Genomic DNA, 19,072 nt, shown 5'->3' with positions numbered 1-19,072 from the left:
TTACAGACTCATCGGCTCGAGGAAGGCGCGCATGGCCGCGGCGCTCGCGCTGGGAGAACTCAGATGCGGACAATGGCCGACGTTCTCGATGACGTGCAGCGTGCTGGCCGGCATCATTCTCTTCATATATTCGCCAACCGAGCGCGGCGCGATGATGTCGTCGCTACATTGCAGGATCAGCGCAGGCGTGACGATGCGCGGGAGCAGCGCGCGGTGATCGGAGAGAAACGTGACGCGGGCGAAGTGCCGCGCGATCTCGGGGTCGGTGCGACAGAAGCTGTTGGTCAGTTCGATGCCGAGTTCGGGCTGCTCGGGCGCGCCCATGATGGCCGGCGCCATGGTGCTCGACCAGCCGAGGTAATTGCTTTCGAGCGTGCGTAACAGGTCCTCGATATCCTCGCGCGAAAAGCCGCCGACATAGTCGCCGTCATTCACATAGCATGGCGACGGACCTACCATGATGTGCGCGGCAAAGAGATCTGGCACTTCGAGACCGGCGATCAAGCCGATCATTGCGCTGACCGAGTGGCCGACGAACACCACCGGCCCCTCGGCGCCAACATCATTGACGATCTCGATCAGGTCGGCCGCATAGCCGTTCAGCGAGCCGTACTTGTCGAAGTCATAGGCCGACAGATCAGAAGAGCCGCTGCCGACGAGGTCGAACATCACGGTTCTGTATTCGCCATGGAACGACGGCGCGAGGTAACGCCACATGCTCTGATCGCAGCCGAAGCCGTGCGCCATCACCATGGTTCGTTGGCCGGAACCGGAAACTTTCACGTTATTGCGCTTGCTGATGCTCATTACCGATTCCTGAGGCCTGCGGGCCTAAGTGGCGGAACGCCAGGCCCGGCATGTTATGAGGCAATGTTACCGCAGTCTTGCCGTGAGGCCGTGCCCGATGTGCAGCCGCAAGGGTGCGATATCCCTCACGCTGTTTTTATTTCCTGCGGCGGAGCTTCAGCCGGCTCGAGCCCGAATCGTTCGTATTGCGAAATCACCTGCGCGCCGAACAGAAGCAAGGTAGCTAGCCACTCCAGACTGAACAGGATCACGATGGCCATGGTCAGCGACCCATACACCACACTGACCTGCGACAGCGTTGCAAAATACCAGACCAGCACATGCCGCGTGATCTCCCACAGCACGGCGGCAACGATTCCGCCGAAGAGCGCGTGTTTGAGGGAAGGTCGCCCAACGGGCATGACCATATAAATCGACGTCAACACAAAAACCTCGCCCGCGAGGCCGAGCAGATATAACACCGCGCGCGACAATCCCTGCAATGAAACATGCAGGCCGAATAGTTCGACACCCTCGGCCCCGACGGCCTCCAGGCCGCTCGACACAAACGTCACGATCAATAATCCAATGCCGAGAAAGAGGATGTAGCAATAGGGCAGCAGCGCAGAGAGCAAAAAGTGTCGGCGCCGCACCACCACCCGGTGTACGAAAATTAACGACATCGCGTTCTCGAGCACCGTGAATGCGAGCGAGCTGAAAAAAATCATGGTCAGCAATAGAACCCAGCCAATCACCGCGCGATGCGCCAGAAAGTTGGCCAGCTCTCGTACCAGCGCAGTGGACTGACCAGGCACCAGCCACTGCAACAGATGTCCCAGCGCTGCCAGCAGAACGTGCTGCGGCACGAGGCGTGACAACACGATCACGATAAGAATCATGAGCGGCACAATCGACAATAGCGCGTAATAAGCGACCGCCCCCGCGAGCAGCAAACCCTGGTTCGCGCGGAAGGCTTTCAACGTCTGCAGCACAAACGTGCCGGGATGTTTCGCCACATACAGCGCGTGCTCATCGATGATGGTTGGCATGGCTCCTCACGGTGTGCGTCTTCGGGCCTGATAGAAAGGCAATCCGTTTCAGCACCTACCGTAAATTCGTAGCAAGAACGCAGCCACCCCGGCGACCGTGCGGGATAACCCGCAGGCAGCGTTATCGATGCGACGCCGTTTTCCGACAAAATTTCGCGCATTTCTCCGACCGAGGTTTGGGTGTTTTCCCCAACTCGTCGCGACTATATTCGTTCGTATACAACGGGCCGATGATGCCATGGTGAATACGAAGCTATGCGCAATGCACGCAGCAAGGGCGGCATGCACGGCGGAAGTGCGTTTCATCTGTATTTCAGCGCAATATCCCGTGCTTGCGCACGATGTGTCGCGAGGCGTCAAGACAGCATAAATCAGGAAGCGGCAGTTCGCCCGTTGCGCTATGGTGAGGATGTGGCGCATGTGCAGCGGTGGATCGAGCGCGGCGTGGCGAAAACCGAAGCAAATGCCTGGCGAGCGATAAGCGCTTGCCGCGCGGTGGGAGCGAATCTTGCTCGCATGTTCCTCGATGCCCAGAAGCGGCACCAGAAAGAAGCCAGGAGACCAGGGTGACGTTCGACGACAGAATGGACGAGAGCGATGACGTCGTGGTTTGGCGGACTATTCAGTATGCGATGGCATCAAACCGTCGCGTACTGGTGGTCGACGATTACCGCGAAGCGGCCGAAGCATTGCAGATGCTGCTGAACGCCGACGGTTTCGAGTGCCGTGCGCTATGCGATCCGCTTGCAGTCTGCGGTATGGCCTGCGAGTGGCAGCCGTTCGCGGTTTTGCTTGACATCAAGATGCCCGGCCTTGATGGCCTTGAGCTGGCTCGTCGCCTGCGGGCCAATCCGTTGACTTCGGACATGTTGCTGGTGGCCTGTACGGCGTTTGCTTCGCGCGAAGACAAGGTGCGGGCCAAGGCCGCCGGTTTCGACGCGCATTGTGCCAAACCCTTGACACCGGAGCGGCTCTTGCGCGTGCTCGAGTCTGCCGCCGCGTTGCATACTGTGGGACCGCAGTAAAGACGGCGTAATCATGCCCGTTCGTTAATTTCTCTTCGAAGTTCCCACCGGTTAGCCGGTTCTGCGGACGCTCTTTAGTCCGCGTCATTCCTGTCTCCATTCATGCGCGGCGAACGCATCGTATGCAGTGCTTGCACTGCGACGTCCATGCGTTTTTCCGTAGTTGCCTGAAGGGCGCCTTGTTCCGTTGCATTCCAGTTGCGCAACGCTCAGGCCCATAATTTGCTGACGCAACAAGCTTGCACATTTAAAACACGTCTGCGAGCGCCCTCAGCTTTTACAGGAATCCCTATGTCATTCCAAGCCAGCTATTCGACGCGCATCGCGGAAGGCACGCCTTTCCCGCTTGGTGCGACGTGGAACGGAAGCGGCGTGAACTTCGCGCTGTTCTCAGCGCATGCAACCGGCGTCGAACTCTGTCTGTTCGACGAAACCGGCGAGACGGAAATCGAACGCATCGAACTTCCGGAGTACACCGACGAGGTCTGGCACGTGTTCGTGCCGAATCTGAAGCCAGGCGCGGTGTACGGCTATCGCGTCCATGGCCCCTATGAACCGGAAAACGGACATCGCTTCAATCCGAACAAACTCCTGCTCGACCCCTACGCCAAAGCGCATATCGGCGAGCTCAAATGGGCGCCGGAAATTTTCGGCTATACGCTCGATTCGGAAGAGGGCGATTTGTCATTCGACGAGCGCGACAGCGCGCCCTTTGTACCGAAGTGCAAGGTGGTCGACGCCAACTTTTCGTGGAGTCATCCGGAACGCAACGCGCTGCCCTGGGAGCGCGTGATTTTCTATGAAACTCACGTGCGCGGTTTTACCAAACGTCATCCCGAAGTCCCGGAGAATTTGCGCGGCACCTTCGCAGGGCTCGGCCAGCAGGTGGTGCTCGATTACATCAGGAGCCTCGGTGTCACGTCGGTCGAATTGATGCCGATCCAGACCTTCGTCAACGACAGCCATCTGCTCGATAAAGGCCTCACCAATTACTGGGGCTACAACACGATCGGCTTCTTCGCGGCCGACCCGCGCTTCTTCGCGTCGTCGATCGACTCGGTTGGAGAATTCAAAGAGATGGTGGATCGCTTTCAGAACGCCAACCTCGAAGTCATTCTCGACGTGGTCTACAACCACACCGCGGAAGGCAACGAGCGCGGTCCGACGATCTCCTTCAAAGGTATCGACAACGCGTCTTACTATCGCCTGATGCCTGACAATCCGCGCTATTACATCAACGATACCGGCACCGGCAACACGCTCAATCTGTCGCATCCGCGTGTGCTGCAGATGGTCACTGACAGCCTGCGCTACTGGGTGACGGAAATGAAGATCGATGGTTTCCGTTTCGACCTCGCCACGATTCTCGGCCGTGAAACGCATGGGTTCGACGAAGGCGGTGGCTTCCTCGACAGTTGCCGGCAGGACCCGGTGCTCTCCGCTGTGCGGTTGGTCGCCGAACCGTGGGACTGCGGCCCCGGTGGCTATCAGGTGGGTGGCTTTCCGCCCGGCTGGGCCGAATGGAACGATCGCTTTCGCGATACGGTGCGCGGCTACTGGAAGGGCGACGAAGGCGAGGTCCCCGATCTCGCCAAACGCCTGACCGGTTCGGGCGACAAGTTCAACCATCGCGGGCGCCGACCGTGGGCCAGCGTAAACTTCGTCGCCGCGCACGACGGCTTCACGCTCAACGATATGGTCTCGTACAACGACAAGCACAACGAGGCCAACGGCGAAGACAACAAGGACGGCCACTCCGACAACAAGTCATGGAACATGGGCGTTGAAGGACCAACGGACGATCCGGAGATCCGGCAGCAACGTGAGCGCCAGAAACGCAATCTGCTGGCCACGCTGCTGCTCTCGCAAGGTACGCCGATGATCCTCGCGGGCGACGAATTCGGCCGCACGCAGAAGGGCAATAACAACGCGTATTGCCAGGACAATGAAATCAGTTGGGTCGATTGGGAAGGCGTCGACGACGACGGCCGTGCGCTGATCGAGTTCGTCAAGAACCTGACCACCCTGCGCCATCGTCTGCCGGTACTGCGTCGTGGGCGTTTTCTCAGCGGCGAATATAACGAGGCGCTCGACGTGACCGACGCGCGTTGGCTTTCTCCAGACGGCACTGATCTTTCGCAGGAACAATGGGACGATCCGTCGATGCGCTGCTTCGGCCTCGTGATCGACGGACGTGCTCAGGCGAGCGGCATTCGACGGCCCGCGTCGGATGCGACCTTGCTGCTGGTGCTGAACGCGCATCACGACGTGGTCAATTTCACGCTGCCCGATGTTCCCGAGGGCGATCAGTGGACCTGTCTGCTGGATACGAATATGCCGGTGCGCGCCGAGTTGCCGCAATTCAGCGCAGGCGACGCGTATCAGGTGACCGGCCGTTCATTGCTGCTGTTCGCACTCGAAGCGCCGAGCCGCGCAACCCAACGCGTGTTTGATCGCCTGGAAGAACAACTTACCACTGACGAAAACGAACCTCCGGCCGGAACGTGACGAGGCTGGAGCCTCGCGCGAGTGCTGGCAGCCAGGTATAGCGCTTGCTCGATTCCGGATAGCTGCGCGCCCGTCGTTTGCCTTGAGTTTTCATCGACAGACGCGCGGTACAGCCGATATCGGTCTTCGTCAGCTCCAACCGAGGGGTGATCAAATGGAACAGGAAACACAAATGGAACAGGAAGCAACGTCTAAGGAAGAGCAGATTCGCACACGCGCTTACTACCTTTGGCAACAGGCGAGCGATCCGAAGGGCACGCCTGACGAGTATTGGGAACAGGCACGCGACGAGGTCGAGAAGGAAGCGCCGCCGACAGAAAGCGGCCCGGTGGCTGGGGCGCCGAAGAAGTGACAATGCGCTGGTCCACACGTCGACGCGCAGGCGCCATCGAAACACACAGATGAGGTGCAGAAGCGAGTTGCATCGTCGACGGCCCGCGGCCGTCGACGTGTGCCGCTCACTGACCCGTTACGCCCATTACGTCTGACTAAATAGGACCTACCCCATCTTCGCCGCGCTGCAACACGGTGAACAACCTATCAATGAACGCCCGCGAGAGCAATGCGTGTGCCGACTCTCCGCAACCCTAAGCGCGTCACTTTCGGCACGAGCCACGCTATGGAGAACGGCGGAAGTGCGGTAAATTCCGGGGAGCGGAAATAGCGCACGAACAACGCGGGGCGCGTTGTCGTTGTGTATGACTACCCCGACCCGTAGCCATCTTTCATGGAGATCGTGACCGTGCAACGTGCCGAACGTGTCGCAGTCGATTTCCCCATGCCGTCGCGTAATTTCGCGGCGACACGGCGTGTGCTTCTGATCGTACTCGTGGTTTCGATTGTGTTTCCTTTGGCATGCCTCGCGGGTTATGGGTATTTCGATTACCAGCGCCGGATTGCCGATTCGAATGACATGATCGACCGGCTCGCGCGCGTCACCGAGGAACAGGCCGTCAAGGTCCTGGACCTCAACCAGCAGATGGCCTCGCGCATCGTCGACTTGCTCGGCAACGACAATGACGCGCAGATTCGCGCGCAGGAAGCCGGCTTGCACGACCGTCTGCGGCAAATCGGCGGCGACTTTCCGCAGGTCGGGTCGATTTACCTGCTCGGTGCGGATGGAAAGTTGCTGGTGTCGAGCCGCGCTTATCCGGCGCCGGTCATGTCGAATAGTCAACGTGAAGACTTTACTGCCGCCAAGGCGATGCGGCCGCAACCCTATTTCTCATTGCCCTTATTCGGGCCGCTGTCGCAAACCAATGTGTTCAACACCGCGACCGGCCGCTCGGGCGAGAATGGGCAATTCCTGGGCGTGGTGTCCGTAGCGTTGCGCACGGATTACTTTTCGCGCTTCTACCGTGAGCTGACGAATGGCGATACGTCGCTCTCGCTAGGTCTGTACCGCCAGGACGGCAGCTTGCTGGTGCGTTATCCGGCGTGGCCGAGCGGCGCCAAGCCTACCCAGCAGAGCGCGTTCACCGCGGCATTGCGCGACAAACAGCTATTCGGCCACATCCGTCTGACGTCAACGGTCGATGGCGTCGAACGGCTGCTGGCGTTTCGCCGCGTCGGCGACTATCCGCTCTATGTGATGAGCGCCTATGAAGCCGGCTCGATCGGCGCGGCGTGGCGCGAGCACTTCATGGCGATCGCGGCGATCACGGCTGTGCCTTGCGTCGCGATCTGGTTGCTGGTGTTTTTCTCATTGCGCCAACTTGCCGACGAGCGCCGCGCGTGGGAGCGCTGGCAAGGCGAAGTGGCGATGCGTCTTTCGGCCGAGGCTTCTAGCCGGCAATTACAGCGCATGGGTGCGCTCGGCAATCTCGTCGCCAATGTCGCGCACGATTTCAACAATCTGCTGATGGTCGTATCGGCCAACACCGAACTCGCGCGTTTGAAGCGCTATAACAACCTGGAAAGAGAAGTGCAAGCTGTCGAGCGCGCCACCGCCACGGCGGAATCGTTGACGCGGCGGCTCTTGAGCGTGGCGAAAAAACAGCCGCTCAAGCAGGAGCCGGTCAACCTCGCCACATGGTTGCCGAGCGCCGCGCCACTCATCGACGCCGCGCTCGGCGACAACATCGAAATGGCCTTGAACATGGTCGAAAACGTCTGGCAGGTGCTGGCCGACCCGACCGACCTCGAATTCGCGATCATGAATCTGGCGGTCAACGCACGCGATGCGATGCCACGCGGTGGCCGTTTTGTGATCCGTTGCCAGAACAACCGTCTGGTGGGCAGCGACACCTTGCTGCCTGACGGCGAATACGTGCTGATTGCCTGTTCCGACGACGGCGAAGGCATGCCCGAAGCTGTCGCCCGTCGCGCGTTCGAGCCGCTGTTCACCACCAAGCTGCGCGGCTCGGGCTCCGGCCTCGGCCTCGCCCAGGTCCTCGCCATGTGCGAGCAAGCCGGCGGCACGGCCAAAATCGACAGCGTGCCGGGCAGTGGCACAACGGTCAGACTATATTTGCCGCGCTATCGCGAGCGGCAGAAGGCGACAGTGCCTGACGTAGAAACAGCGCAGCAGCCGGCACCGGAGCCAATGGGCGTCGTGTTGCTGGTGGAAGACAACGAGGATGTAGCGGCCGGCGTAGCCGCCGTGCTGGAAACCTTCGGCTGCGAGGTGCGGCACGAACCGACCGCCGACCAGGCGCTCGACGTGCTGAGCGGCGGTGCAAAGTTCGAACTCGTGCTGTCCGACATTCAGATGCCGGGCAAGCTCAACGGCATCGACCTCGCGGAGAAAGTACGCAGTGCGTGGCCGGCACAGAAGATCGCGCTGATGACCGGCTACGCCGACGAACTCGATCGGGCGCGCCGGCTCGGCATAGCGATACTCGCCAAACCCTTCAACATCGACGAGCTGCACGCACTGGTTGTTTGCGAACCGTAAGGCCGCCCTGGCAAGGGCGGCACGCGCGAACCGCCCGTCGTGGAACTAGCTCTTTTCCTGAGAAGCTTCGTACTTGCCAAGCGCCGCCGCGCTGTTCAAACGGGCGCGCTTGAGCAACGCCGCCTGGGCTTCCCTGACGTTACTCGCTTGCCCTTTCCATGCTTGCAGCGGCGGTTCCTGCAACGCGCGGCCATACGAGAAGCTCAGATTCCACGGCAGCGGCCCGAGGCGATTCATTGCATCGAGGTTGGCCGTTGCCTCTTCCGGGGATTGGCCGCCGGACAGGAATACGATTCCCGGCACCGCCGACGGCACCGTGCGCTTGAGTATCCGCACCGTGTGCGCCGCGATGTCCGCGGTCGACGATTGCTGCGCGTGTTCAGAGCCCGCCAGCACCATGCTCGGCTTCAGCAAAATGTGTTCAAGCACTACGCGATGCCGATGCAAAGCGTTAAAGACTTCGTGCAGCACGGCCTCGGTTACTTCCGCGCTACGTCCGATGGTGTGATCACCGTCCATTAGCACCTCCGGTTCGACGATCGGCACGATGCCCGCTTCCTGCGAGATCGCCGCGTACCGCGCGAGGGAGTCGGCGTTTGCTTCGAGGGCGAGACGGCTCGGCAAGCTTGCCGTGATGTTGTAGACCGCGCGCCATTTCGCAAAGCGCGCGCCTTGCCGCTTGTAATCGACGAAACGTCTGGCGAGGCCGTCGAGGCCTTCGGTGATTTCGTCACCCGGGGCGAGCGCGAGCGGAATCTTGCCGAGGTCCACCTTGATACCGGGCACGATGCCGTTCCTCGCGGAGAGTTGCGGGAAAGGCGTGCCGTCGTCCGCTTTCTGGCCGAGCGTTTCTTCGTAAAGGATCACGCCGCTCACGAATTCGCCGAGACCCGGCGTGGTCAGCAGCAGGTTGCGATAGGCGCGGCGGTTTTCCTCACTGGATTCGAGGCCGATCGTCTTGAAGCGCTTGGCGATGGTCGGGCCGCTTTCGTCGGCGGCGAGAAGACCTTTGCCGGGTTGGGCCATCGCATCGATGGTGGCTTGCAGCTCGCTACGGGTGTCCATGAAGTGTGCTCCCAGTAATCCGGTTAGCGGATGAAGTCTTGTCAGACCGACGCGAAAGCCTCTGCTATCTCGGTGGCGTTAGCCGGGCGCACAATGCGTGCGATTTCGGCGCCGTCGCGCATGAAGATCAGCGTGGGCCAGAGTTTCACCTTGAAGGACCGGCCCAGCGGGCGGCCGGGACCGTCTTCGATTTTCAGATGTCTGATGCCGGCATGCGGTTCGAAAGCTTTTGCAATCGATGCTTGTGCGCCTTGGCAGTAGCCGCACCAGTCGGTGCCGAATTCTATGACCGTGACGCCCGGGAAGGCGTCGATTTCGGCTCGTGCGGGTGCTTTGGGGGAATAGGCGGTTCGGGTTGCCATGAGTGCTCCGGTGCTTTTTTACCTGTGCCGGCAGGCTTTCCACTGTCGCGGAGTCTCGCTGCCCGTCGATTTTTGTAAGAGTAGCAGCTATGGTCAGGATCGTCAGTGCGGATGGCTTTGTCTGTGCGCAGGCAAACCCACAACGCCGCCCGAGGCGCAAAACCTGCTACCTCGTGCATTGCGTGACCGCCTGAGCCAAAGCATCCTGACCCGCGGGGTTCTGGAAAAAGTCCTCGACGCTAACGTGCTGTTCCTCGGCCAGCGCCTGCAAACAACGCTCGTTGTTGCTGCGTACGGCAGCGGGCGCGCAGGCAATCGCGATACCAAGCAGGACGCAAAGCAGGACACAAAGCGCAATCCCGATCACGCCGCCAAAAATCCAGTTCGCCGACCACCGCACATGGCCGGCAGAAAATCTTGCACCCTTGCGGATCGCTGTGCAGTGCTGACTCGCCAGATCATCCATTTACGCCTCTCGTTATAGTTAGCAAGACAACCATCTGGTTAAAAAAAAGCGCCTTACCTTATCCAAGCGCTTTTCGCACGCCGTGCATGGAGGTAACGGCCGCTTCAAACAACTCGGGCCCAATCTTCGCTCGCAGATTCTTTGCAATTTGCGCGCTGGCCTCGTTGATCGGCCGGTCCAATGCCTTGCCGGCCCGCGTGGCATACACGCGCCATTCGCGGCCGTCGGTTTCTCCCTGACGACGCTCGATCAAGCCCTTGTCGCTCAGGTTATCGATCAGCCGCGTGGCAGTGGGGCGGGCGATGCCCAGCAGATCCGCCACCTGGCTGCTCAAGCAACCGGGCGTGGCCAGCACGACGCGCAGCACGAAACCCTGCGGCGGCGTCAGCCCGAATTCGGCGTACACGAGACCCCATTCGCGCTCGGCAAGCCGCGCCAATGCGGATGAATTGAAGTAAAGGCAATGATCGAACATGAGCGCTATTGAAACTCAATATGGTTAGCAAGGCAACTAAAATTTGCCGGGATGCATCTCACTGTTTGGGAGCCACCAGCGGGTGCATCGTCGCGCAAATTTCACACAAACGCATATTCTTGCAAGCGTGACATGTTAAACGTCATGATTCGCTCTCGAAGCACCATCGCGTTCAGGAAAGGACATGGCAGAAAAGATCTACCTTCGGCACCCCGGCAAGGATGAAACCGTCGCGGTCGCCACCGGTTTCAGCTGGGGCGCGTTGCTATTGGGCTTCGTCTGGGCCATGTCGAAGAGAATGTGGTTTGCCACTTTCATCATGCTGGCGGTCAACACGTTGCTGTTTTTCTCGGGCTTGTGGGGCGAAACGATCGGCACGATCGGGCTGGTGCTGTCGGTGCTGTTCGGCGTTGCCTGTGGTGTTTATGGCAACCAGTGGCACCGTTGGACGCTCGAACAGCGCGGATACGTTGTGGTGCGTCCGGCGGGCGAGGGCAGTTCGGTGCGAGTGGATAGTGCTGAAGCTCAAGGCACTCATGCACGTCCCCCTAAGCAAATCCCCTGAAGAAGCAGGCCGCCAGGTCTTCTCACGCTGTCATGGAGATATTCGATGCCGATTGGAATTACCGTAAGGACCTCCGCCCCGTTTGACTCGTTTGCCACGCCTCGCGCCATGTTCCGCCGCAGCCTGTTATGCGCGGCGCTTATCTCCTCGCTCAGTGCGGCGCCGCTTGCGTACAGCGCCGATCCGGCCGTCGCGCCAACGCCTGGCCCTGGCGCACCGGCCGCGCCAGGCGCGCAAGCCGCCATGCCAGCCGCAGCGTCGGCTACGTCGCCCGACGACACCTTTCTGCTCACCATCTTCCTGCGTCACGACGAATCCAAACCGCTGCCGAAAATCAACGATCAGTTGCGCGCGCAAGGATTTTTCAAAGCCTTTCCGCCGCCCGGCATCGAGGTCGTGTCGTGGTACGTGATGATGGGCATCGGCCAGGTCGTCACGCTGCGCGTGCCGGCGAGCCGTCTGCGTGAAGTCAACCGGGCCATCGAGACGACGGCGTGGGGCGGCTATCGCACCGAGTTTTATCCGACCTACGATTACAAGTCGCAAGCGCAGCAAATGCGTTCAACGGACGGCAAGTAGCGTCGTCCATGCCGTCAGCGTGTCCGCAACGGCGCGCAACATGGATTTGGGATGCAGGGGGCGCAGGTTTACGCGTCCACAAGCTAGGCTGATAATGCCCCGGTTGTTCCGGCCACGACGTCTGCGCCGCGCATCGCGCGTCGCAGACTCGCTTTCCCTGACCCACCGCCACCCGTGTTGAAAACCTCCCGTTTTTTCGACCTGCTGCACATCCCTGGCTTCAAGCCGCTGGCCGCCGCCACGCTCATGCTCGGTGTGGCCATGTCCTTCACCGCTCCGTATCTGTCGCTGTTCGGCGTAGAGCGCGCCGGCATGACGCCGCTCAAGCTCGGCATCTTCATGACGCTGATCGCGGCTAGCGGGGTGCTCGCCAGCACCTTCGCCGGCCGCTGGAGCGACGCGAGCGGACGGCATCGGCCGTTGCTGCTGGCGGCGCTGGTGGCCGCCGCACTCGGTTATCTCTGTCTATGCGTAGTGCGTGACTACCGGTTGCTACTGGTGGTGGGCATTGTCTTCATCGGTGCGGGTGGCTCGGCCATCTCGATGGTGTTCTCCTTCAGCCGCGCGGCGCTGCCGGTGCCGGACCCCGCGGAGCGCGCCTTTGCCAGCGCCACCTTGCGGACCATCCTCTCGGCGGCGTGGGTGTTCGGGCCGTCGGTGGGCGCACTGGTGCTCGCCGGCGCCGGCTTCTATGGGCTCTTCCTGTTCGCGGCGGCAAGTTTCGCGACCTGCGCGACCATCGTCTGGCGCATGCGGGAGCCGCAAGGCCATCTGGGCGATCACACGGTCGAAGACACGGCCTCGGAGCCGTCGGCCTCGATCACCGTGCCGCCGCTGACCGCCCCCGGCGAAGATGCGCACGAGGACTTGCCGGGCGTCGCCTCGCAGAACGACATCCGCCGTGCCGTGGCCGCGCTCACCTTGCTGGGTCTCGCCGCGAACGCCACCATGATCGTGCTGCCGCTCTACATCGTGCACGGCCTGAACGGCACGCATCTCGACGTGTCGGTGATGCTCGGGCTCGGCGCCTTGACGGAAATTCCGATGATGCTCGCGCTCGGCGCGAAGTCGTCGACGCTGCACAAGCCGAACTGGCTGGCCGCCTGCGCAGCGGTTCACGCGCTGTATTTCGTCGCGATGTCGATGGCGGGGAGCGTCCACGTGCTGATTCCGATGCAGATACTCAACGCGTTCGTCGTTGCGGTGACTTCGTGCCTCGGCATGGTCTACGTGCAGGATCTGATGCCCCACGCACCGGGCCGCGCGACGGCGTTGTTCTTCAACGCTGCGCGGGTCGGCTCGATTCTCTCAGGCGTGTTGTCGGGTTTGCTGGTCCAGGCATTCAGCTATCGTGGCACGTTCCTGTTCTGCGGATTGCTGGCGCTTTGCGCGCTGGTGCTGTTTGCGGTGCCGGGTTATCGTTATCCGATCATGTGGCGCGCGGTGCGACGTATTGCACTCGCGCAATACGAGAAGGTCCAGGCGCGGCGGTGATAGGGCTTGCCGTTCGCACGTGCCACGCCCTTCGCGCGTTCAAACCGATCCGGTCCATGCCCACATGCGGCGGCGCCCGCGAAAGCGTCGCGCTTTATCCTGTGCAAGAAGTGTAAGAAGGCAGTTAGCTAAATCGAAGCCTTCGCGCTAACTACAGCGTGCACCGACGCACGTCCGGAACTTCCGGCTGCGCAAAACCTCTGCAAAGAAGCGTATCGTCGTTCGATGCAGACGGGGATGCGCGATTCAATGCATGAACGGTGCGAGCCTGCTACCGTGTGTCCGTCGGACCACGCGAAACGCAACTACCGTTAGGAGAGCCACTTGCCGCATGCAAAGCGCACGGCATGGCCGCAGCACACCGAGCCAGACCGAGCAGCGCAACGAGACATTTTCCGGAGCGAGATATGCAGCTAGGCATGATTGGATTGGGACGCATGGGCGCGGACATGGTGCGGCGCCTGACGAAAGGCGGTCAGCAATGCATCGCTTACGACGTGCAACCGGCAGCGGTGGGAAAACTGAAACAGGACGGCGTCGCGGGTGCCGCATCGCTGGAAGACCTGGTCGCGCAATTGCAAAAGCCGCGCGCGGTGTGGCTGATGGTACCCGCCGCGGTGGTCGACAAAACGCTCGAGAACCTCGTGCCTTTGCTGGAGCCCGGCGACATCGTGATCGACGGCGGCAACTCCTATTACCACGACGACATACGCCGCAGCGCAGAACTGGCGAAGCGCGGGCTTCACTATGTGGACGTGGGCACGAGCGGCGGTGTTGCGGGACGTGAGCGCGGCTACTGTCTGATGATCGGCGGCGAGCCTGAAGTGGTGAAGCGGCTCGAACCGATTTTCTCGACGCTTGCGCCAGGTGTGGGCGCAGCGCCTGCCACGCCGGGACGCGCAGCCGGCGGCAGCACGGCCGATCAGGGCTTCCTGCATTGCGGCCCGCAGGGCGCGGGGCACTTCGTGAAGATGGTCCACAACGGTATCGAATACGGCATGATGGCCGCGTATGCCGAAGGCCTGAACATTCTGCGTCACGCCGATGCCGGCAAACATGCGCGCGAAGCCGATGCCGAAACGTCGCCGCTGCGCCGTCCCGAGCTTTACCAATACGAACTGAATCTCGCCGAGGTCACCGAGGTATGGCGGCGCGGCAGCGTGATCGGCTCGTGGCTGCTGGACCTGATAGCAGGATCGCTTGTCAGCGACGCCGATCTGCAAAGCTACGCCGGGCGCGTATCGGATTCCGGCGAAGGGCGCTGGACGGTGGCGGCAGCGATCGACGAAGGCGTGCCCACGCCGGTGCTGAGCGCGGCGCTATTCGCGCGTTTCAGTTCGCGGGGCGACGCGGATTTTGCGAACCGGGTGTTGTCGGCCATGCGGCACGACTTCGGCGGTCACGTCGAGAAAGCGGCCACGCCGGCCGATGGACACAAGAGCTAATTCAGGGAAGCCGCGATGCCAGCCTCCAATACCACCCCTCACGACGTCGTCTTTCTATTCGATTGCGATAACACGTTGCTGGACAACGATCATGTGCTGGCGGATTTACGCGCGCAGATGAAACGGGAATTCGGCGAGCAGAACTGTGCGCGGTACTGGGAAATTTTCGAGGAGCTGCGTGCAGAGCTTGGCTACGCCGATTACCTCGGTGCGTTGCAGCGGTATCGACTGGAGAACCCTCGGGACACGCGCCTGTTGTTGATGTCGGCGTTTCTGATCGATTATCCGTTTGCTAACCGGCTGTATCCGGGCGCATTGGATGCGATCAAACATGTGTCGCAGTGGGGGCCTGCAGTGATTCTGTCCGACGGCGATGTAGTGTTCCAGCCGCGCAAGATCGCCCGCTCGGGCCTATGGGAAGAGGTCGGGGGACGGGTTCTGATTTACATCCACAAGGAGCTGATGCTCGATCAGGTGATGGAATGCTATCCGGCCCGGCACTATGTGATGGTGGACGACAAATTACGGATTTTGACCGCCATGAAGAAGGCTTGGGGAGAGACGCTGACTACGGTTTTTCCTCGCCAGGGGCACTACGCCTTCGATCCCAAGGAGATTTCCAGCAATCCGCCAGCGGATGTGACCATCGAGCGGATTGGGGAGCTGGCTGATATCGACGTCGACATGCTTCTGAGCGGTGGGACGGTAGGCGGCGCCTAGATTTTCTGCCTTTCGGCGCCCACCCGGTGGCTTCAGTGGCTTGCTAGCCAAGGCCCAGCAGTTTGACCAGCAAGCCGAACACGCCCACCAGCACGGCGACGCCGGCGCACAACAGCACAAGCGTGAGAAGGAGAATCAGAGGCCCTTTGAGGCGGCTGGGAGTCGACATGATGGCTGTTCAGATAGAGGGCGAGCAGCAGAGAGCGCGCCAGATGCGGCCCGCCGTCGCGCATTTAGCATGAAGAGCTTAATCGCATTCACTTAATGCTCACTTAAAGTCCGGCGCAAGACCGCCAGCCTCTGCCGCGCCAACGGCCCGCCAGCCGGACCGTCCAACACCGTACAGACACGGCGGCCAATTGAGCGCATGATCCTTGCTTGGCGCGCGTTGTAACCCCTGATTGACTCATAATCGGCCGCGCGCTCAATCGGATGCCCACTTTCACGTCGCAGGCGCTCAAACGCAGTGCGGCCGGCGGGCCAAGGAGAAATCATGACATCCGCAATCTGGGGCATCGTAGCAGGCATGGCGCTGATGGTCGGCGCTTCGATGTACCTGCGTCAGCTTCGTCTCCTGCACCGCCCGGACCCCCGTTGGACTGGCAAGAAACGTTGATTCGTCCCACATCCTCGAAAAAGGGAGGCACCATGTCACCAGTACCCGCTCCGCGACGTTCGCCGTCGCCGTTACGTCAGTCCGATTCGCCTGGCGCCGTGCGTGACCGGCGCGCTGAGTTGGGCCGCGCCGACGAAGCGCGTGCCGAGCAACGCGAACGCGACGACACGCGCAACGATCCCAATGCCAGCAAATGGCGCTACCAGCCACCACAGCGGAAAGAGAAAGAGCCGGTGTAAGAAGGACTGCAACTGAACACCCGCGAAAGAACGAACACACAATCGAACGGGCGCTAGCCAACGTTCGGGTCGGCAATCGGATCGGCCATCTCCCTATCGGCGCTTCCCGCGCCCACACGAAAGCGACGTACACGTGTCGCAAGATCAAGCTTTGGACGATCGCGCCGAACCATGACGCGCGCTTCCTGTCACACCCCTGACGATCACCGGCCCGCCCCCCAGGAGCCTTGTACAAGGGACCTTTTCCCTACGCTTGCGTTATGTCATGCGCATGACAAGGCGGCCGTCGTTGCCGGTTTTTCTTCACTGATCGCGTCGCGAACAATCGCTGAAGCACCCGCTAACCAGCCTGACAGTCCTTTTCAAGGAGTGGCGCCATGGCCGAAGCAACCTCCCGTCCGACCCCGCCGAAAACATTGGAGCCCGAAATGTTGCGCAAGATGGACCGCTACTGGCGTGCCTGCAACTATCTCTCGGCCGGCATGATCTACCTGCGCGACAACCCGCTGTTGCGTGAACCGCTCAAACCCGAACACATCAAGAACCGCCTGCTGGGCCACTGGGGCTCGGACCCGGGGCAAAGCTTCCTGCTGGTGCATCTGAACCGGCTGATCAAAAAGCTCGATCTGAACGTAATCTATATCGCCGGCCCCGGCCACGGTGCGCCTGCCACGCTGGCGCATTGCTACCTCGAAGGCCATTACTCGGAAATCTATCCTGACCGCAGTGAGGACGAAGCCGGCATGCGGCGCTTCTTTCGCCAGTTTTCGTTTCCCGGCGGCATCGGCTCGCATTGCACCCCCGAAACGCCAGGTTCGATTCACGAAGGCGGCGAGCTCGGCTATAGCCTGTCGCACGGCTACGGCGCTGCGTTCGATAACCCCGATCTGATTGTCACGGTGATGATCGGCGACGGCGAGGCGGAAACCGGTCCGCTCGCCACGTCATGGCACTCGAACAAATTCCTCAACCCGATTCGCGATGGCGCGGTGCTGCCGGTTCTGCATCTGAACGGTTACAAGATCGCCAATCCGACGATCCTCGCGCGCATTCCCCGCGAGGAACTCGAAGCCTTGCTGACCGGCTATGGCCACAAGCCGTATTTCGTCGAAGGCGACGATCCGGACACCATGCATCAACAGATGGCCGCAACGCTCGAACAATGCGTCGGCGAAATTCGCGCGATCCAGCAGCATGCACGCGAAGCGAATGATGCGACGCGCCCGCGCTGGCCGATGATCGTGCTGCGTTCGCCGAAAGGCTGGACCGGGCCGAAGGAAGTCGACGGCCATCAGGTAGAAGGCTCGTGGCGCGCGCACCAGGTGCCGGTGCTCGATCCGGTAACGAATAGCAAGAGCCTGAAGCTCGTCGAGAGCTGGCTGCGCAGTTATGAACCGGAATCCTTGTTCGACAAAGCAGGGCGTCTGGTCGAAGAACTGCGCGAACTCGCGCCCGAAGGCACGCGCCGCATCAGCGCCAATCCGCATGCGAATGGCGGCATGCTGTGCAAAACGCTCGACCTGCCGGCGTTTTGCGATTACGCGGTAGCGGTGAAAAAGCCCGCCGGCTCGTACACGTCGCCTACCGAGGTGCTTGGCACGTTTCTGCGCGACGTGATGCGCAACAACATGACGAACTTCCGCGTGTTCGGCCCCGACGAAACCGCGAGCAACAAACTGACGGCGATCTACGAGGTCTCCGAGAAAACCTGGCTTGCCGAAACTATGGCAAGCGACGCGGACGGCGGCGAACTCTCGGTGGACGGCCGCGTGATGGAGATGCTGAGCGAGCATACGCTCGAAGGCTGGTTCGAAGGTTACGTGCTGACCGGACGCCATGGGCTGTTCGCCACCTATGAAGCGTTCGTCCACGTGATCGATTCGATGTTCAACCAGCACGCCAAGTGGCTGGAGAAAGCGAAGCGCGATCTCGGCTGGCGGCAACCGGTGCCGTCGATCAACCTGCTGATCACGTCGCTGGTATGGCGTCAGGATCACAATGGCTTCACGCACCAGGACCCGGGGTTTCTCGATGTCGTGACCAACAAGAGCCCGGACGTGGTGCGTATTTATCTACCGCCGGACGCGAACTGTCTGCTGAGCGTCGCCGATCATTGTTTGCGTTCGCGTGACTACGTCAACGTGATCGTGGCCGACAAGCAGCCGCATCTGCAGTATCTCGACATGGATTCGGCCGTTACGCATTGCACCAAGGGCATCGGCATCTGGGATTGGGCGTCGACGGATCAGGGCGTCGAGCCGGACGTGGTGATGGCCTGCGCGGGCGACATCGCGACGATGGAAGCGCTTGCCGCCGTGCAGATTCTGAAGGAGCGCTTTCCCGAGTTGAAGATCCGCTTTGTCAACGTGGTCGATCTGTTTCGCCTGATGCCTGAACATGCGCATCCGCACGGTCTGTCTGATCGCGATTTCGATTCGTTGTTCACCACCAGCACGCCGGTGATTTTTAACTTCCATTCGTATGCTTCGCTGGTGCATAAGCTCACGTACAACCGGACCAATCACGGCAATCTGCATGTGCACGGCTACCACGAGAAAGGCAACATCAATACGCCGCTCGAGCTGGCGATCATCAATCAGGTCGACCGTTTCTCGCTGGCTATCGACGTGATCGATCGCGTGCCGGCGCTGCGCGGCGTTGGCGACCACGCGAAAGAGTGGCTGCGTGGGCAGATCATCGAGCATCTTGCTTATGCGCATGCCGAGGGCATCGACAAGGAAGAGATCCGCAACTGGACGTGGAAGGGCTGAGCGGAGCGTGC

19 protein-coding genes are annotated in these 19,072 nt (G+C 61.1%); 13 read left to right on the top strand and 6 right to left on the bottom strand.

The annotated features are described in order from the left end of the window. Both M0D68_RS30115 and M0D68_RS30110 read right to left on the bottom strand, forming a co-directional pair. The gene (locus M0D68_RS30115; RefSeq protein WP_093644245.1) at positions 1 to 807 is read right to left on the bottom strand and encodes an alpha/beta fold hydrolase; all 807 of its coding nucleotides are present in this window, start codon (positions 805 to 807) and stop codon (positions 1 to 3) included. Positions 808 to 932: 125 nt separating this feature from the next. Continuing rightward, positions 933 to 1,835, bottom strand: coding sequence for a YihY/virulence factor BrkB family protein (locus M0D68_RS30110; RefSeq protein ID WP_093644243.1), 903 nt, complete (start codon positions 1,833 to 1,835; stop codon positions 933 to 935). Between the two features lie 566 nt (positions 1,836 to 2,401). Here M0D68_RS30110 and M0D68_RS30105 point away from each other — a divergent pair. The 4 genes from M0D68_RS30105 (at position 2,402) to M0D68_RS30090 (ending at position 8,264) form a co-directional block, all read left to right on the top strand. Next, positions 2,402 to 2,860: a response regulator gene (locus M0D68_RS30105; protein WP_175051437.1), complete on the top strand. Its 459-nt coding sequence runs from the start codon at positions 2,402 to 2,404 to the stop codon at positions 2,858 to 2,860. Positions 2,861 to 3,151: 291 nt separating this feature from the next. Continuing rightward, positions 3,152 to 5,368, top strand: coding sequence for a glycogen debranching protein GlgX (glgX, locus tag M0D68_RS30100; RefSeq protein WP_211707120.1), 2,217 nt, complete (start codon positions 3,152 to 3,154; stop codon positions 5,366 to 5,368). A gap of 172 nt (positions 5,369 to 5,540) precedes the next feature. Then, positions 5,541 to 5,720, top strand: coding sequence for a DUF2934 domain-containing protein (locus tag M0D68_RS30095; protein WP_200618875.1), 180 nt, complete (start codon positions 5,541 to 5,543; stop codon positions 5,718 to 5,720). 375 nt (positions 5,721 to 6,095) lie between these two features. Beyond that, positions 6,096 to 8,264 carry a hybrid sensor histidine kinase/response regulator gene (locus tag M0D68_RS30090; protein ID WP_266226236.1) on the top strand — a complete coding sequence of 723 codons (2,169 nt, stop codon included), beginning with the start codon at positions 6,096 to 6,098 and terminating at the stop codon, positions 8,262 to 8,264. Between the two features lie 45 nt (positions 8,265 to 8,309). Here the strand turns inward: M0D68_RS30090 and M0D68_RS30085 are convergent, their stop codons facing one another. Both M0D68_RS30085 and M0D68_RS30080 read right to left on the bottom strand, forming a co-directional pair. Then, a complete protein-coding gene (locus M0D68_RS30085) occupies positions 8,310 to 9,329 on the bottom strand; it encodes a class I fructose-bisphosphate aldolase (RefSeq protein WP_266226234.1) in 1,020 nt (339 codons plus the stop codon). A 41-nt stretch (positions 9,330 to 9,370) separates the two neighbouring features. After that, the gene (locus M0D68_RS30080) at positions 9,371 to 9,691 is read right to left on the bottom strand and encodes a thioredoxin family protein (protein ID WP_093644233.1); all 321 of its coding nucleotides are present in this window, start codon (positions 9,689 to 9,691) and stop codon (positions 9,371 to 9,373) included. Here M0D68_RS30080 and M0D68_RS30075 point away from each other — a divergent pair. Next, a complete protein-coding gene (locus tag M0D68_RS30075; protein WP_266226232.1) occupies positions 9,690 to 10,175 on the top strand; it encodes a hypothetical protein in 486 nt (161 codons plus the stop codon). The two genes, M0D68_RS30080 and M0D68_RS30075, sit on opposite strands and share 2 nt — an antisense overlap. Before the next feature lie 40 nt (positions 10,176 to 10,215). On the opposite strand, the gene M0D68_RS30070 is transcribed toward M0D68_RS30075, so the two are convergent. Continuing rightward, a complete protein-coding gene (locus tag M0D68_RS30070) occupies positions 10,216 to 10,632 on the bottom strand; it encodes a MarR family winged helix-turn-helix transcriptional regulator (protein WP_054035429.1) in 417 nt (138 codons plus the stop codon). Positions 10,633 to 10,816: 184 nt separating this feature from the next. Here M0D68_RS30070 and M0D68_RS30065 point away from each other — a divergent pair, with 184 nt between their 5' ends. The 5 genes from M0D68_RS30065 (at position 10,817) to M0D68_RS30045 (ending at position 15,435) form a co-directional block, all read left to right on the top strand. After that, the gene (locus tag M0D68_RS30065; protein ID WP_200652748.1) at positions 10,817 to 11,197 is read left to right on the top strand and encodes a DUF2628 domain-containing protein; all 381 of its coding nucleotides are present in this window, start codon (positions 10,817 to 10,819) and stop codon (positions 11,195 to 11,197) included. Positions 11,198 to 11,305: 108 nt separating this feature from the next. Continuing rightward, positions 11,306 to 11,776: a hypothetical protein gene (locus tag M0D68_RS30060; RefSeq protein WP_256458329.1), complete on the top strand. Its 471-nt coding sequence runs from the start codon at positions 11,306 to 11,308 to the stop codon at positions 11,774 to 11,776. 174 nt (positions 11,777 to 11,950) lie between these two features. After that, positions 11,951 to 13,270 (top strand): sugar efflux transporter, encoded by a 1,320-nt coding sequence (locus tag M0D68_RS30055; protein WP_266226229.1) that lies wholly within the window; start codon positions 11,951 to 11,953, stop codon positions 13,268 to 13,270. A gap of 407 nt (positions 13,271 to 13,677) precedes the next feature. Continuing rightward, positions 13,678 to 14,715, top strand: coding sequence for a phosphogluconate dehydrogenase (NAD(+)-dependent, decarboxylating) (gene gnd / locus M0D68_RS30050; protein WP_200621878.1), 1,038 nt, complete (start codon positions 13,678 to 13,680; stop codon positions 14,713 to 14,715). Positions 14,716 to 14,730: 15 nt separating this feature from the next. Next, positions 14,731 to 15,435, top strand: a complete 705-nt coding sequence (locus M0D68_RS30045) for an HAD family hydrolase (RefSeq protein ID WP_093644223.1) — start codon at positions 14,731 to 14,733, stop codon at positions 15,433 to 15,435. A gap of 43 nt (positions 15,436 to 15,478) precedes the next feature. On the opposite strand, the gene M0D68_RS30040 is transcribed toward M0D68_RS30045, so the two are convergent. Beyond that, positions 15,479 to 15,604, bottom strand: a complete 126-nt coding sequence (locus tag M0D68_RS30040; protein WP_266226226.1) for a hypothetical protein — start codon at positions 15,602 to 15,604, stop codon at positions 15,479 to 15,481. 324 nt (positions 15,605 to 15,928) lie between these two features. Here M0D68_RS30040 and M0D68_RS30035 point away from each other — a divergent pair, with 324 nt between their 5' ends. The 3 genes from M0D68_RS30035 to M0D68_RS30025 all read left to right on the top strand — a co-directional run bounded on the left by M0D68_RS30035 (position 15,929) and on the right by M0D68_RS30025 (position 19,061). Next, positions 15,929 to 16,051, top strand: coding sequence for a hypothetical protein (locus M0D68_RS30035; protein WP_266226224.1), 123 nt, complete (start codon positions 15,929 to 15,931; stop codon positions 16,049 to 16,051). A gap of 32 nt (positions 16,052 to 16,083) precedes the next feature. Continuing rightward, the gene (locus M0D68_RS30030) at positions 16,084 to 16,290 is read left to right on the top strand and encodes a hypothetical protein (RefSeq protein WP_093644221.1); all 207 of its coding nucleotides are present in this window, start codon (positions 16,084 to 16,086) and stop codon (positions 16,288 to 16,290) included. A 377-nt stretch (positions 16,291 to 16,667) separates the two neighbouring features. Next, positions 16,668 to 19,061 carry a phosphoketolase gene (locus tag M0D68_RS30025; protein ID WP_266226222.1) on the top strand — a complete coding sequence of 798 codons (2,394 nt, stop codon included), beginning with the start codon at positions 16,668 to 16,670 and terminating at the stop codon, positions 19,059 to 19,061. Positions 19,062 to 19,072 lie beyond the last annotated feature (11 nt).

The sequence above is a fragment of the Paraburkholderia sp. SEWSISQ10-3 4 genome, assembly GCF_030464785.1.
Classification (GTDB): domain Bacteria; phylum Pseudomonadota; class Gammaproteobacteria; order Burkholderiales; family Burkholderiaceae; genus Paraburkholderia; species Paraburkholderia aspalathi.
The sequence above is the reverse complement of the archived record's forward strand: the minus strand, read 5'-3'. Positions and strand labels throughout refer to the sequence as shown.

Coding starts and splice junctions, on each gene's coding strand:
- M0D68_RS30040 (WP_266226226.1), bottom strand. CDS start 15,604: ATGTCGACTCCCAGCCGCCTCAAAGGGCCTCTGATTCTCCTTCTCACG.
- M0D68_RS30075 (WP_266226232.1), top strand. CDS start 9,690: ATGAGTGCTCCGGTGCTTTTTTACCTGTGCCGGCAGGCTTTCCACTGT.
- M0D68_RS30035 (WP_266226224.1), top strand. CDS start 15,929: ATGACATCCGCAATCTGGGGCATCGTAGCAGGCATGGCGCTGATGGTC.
- M0D68_RS30065 (WP_200652748.1), top strand. CDS start 10,817: ATGGCAGAAAAGATCTACCTTCGGCACCCCGGCAAGGATGAAACCGTC.
- M0D68_RS30085 (WP_266226234.1), bottom strand. CDS start 9,329: ATGGACACCCGTAGCGAGCTGCAAGCCACCATCGATGCGATGGCCCAA.
- gnd (WP_200621878.1), top strand. CDS start 13,678: ATGCAGCTAGGCATGATTGGATTGGGACGCATGGGCGCGGACATGGTG.
- M0D68_RS30095 (WP_200618875.1), top strand. CDS start 5,541: ATGGAACAGGAAGCAACGTCTAAGGAAGAGCAGATTCGCACACGCGCT.
- M0D68_RS30045 (WP_093644223.1), top strand. CDS start 14,731: ATGCCAGCCTCCAATACCACCCCTCACGACGTCGTCTTTCTATTCGAT.
- M0D68_RS30025 (WP_266226222.1), top strand. CDS start 16,668: ATGGCCGAAGCAACCTCCCGTCCGACCCCGCCGAAAACATTGGAGCCC.
- M0D68_RS30030 (WP_093644221.1), top strand. CDS start 16,084: ATGTCACCAGTACCCGCTCCGCGACGTTCGCCGTCGCCGTTACGTCAG.
- glgX (WP_211707120.1), top strand. CDS start 3,152: ATGTCATTCCAAGCCAGCTATTCGACGCGCATCGCGGAAGGCACGCCT.
- M0D68_RS30060 (WP_256458329.1), top strand. CDS start 11,306: ATGTTCCGCCGCAGCCTGTTATGCGCGGCGCTTATCTCCTCGCTCAGT.
- M0D68_RS30110 (WP_093644243.1), bottom strand. CDS start 1,835: ATGCCAACCATCATCGATGAGCACGCGCTGTATGTGGCGAAACATCCC.
- M0D68_RS30070 (WP_054035429.1), bottom strand. CDS start 10,632: ATGTTCGATCATTGCCTTTACTTCAATTCATCCGCATTGGCGCGGCTT.
- M0D68_RS30080 (WP_093644233.1), bottom strand. CDS start 9,691: ATGGCAACCCGAACCGCCTATTCCCCCAAAGCACCCGCACGAGCCGAA.
- M0D68_RS30090 (WP_266226236.1), top strand. CDS start 6,096: ATGGAGATCGTGACCGTGCAACGTGCCGAACGTGTCGCAGTCGATTTC.
- M0D68_RS30115 (WP_093644245.1), bottom strand. CDS start 807: ATGAGCATCAGCAAGCGCAATAACGTGAAAGTTTCCGGTTCCGGCCAA.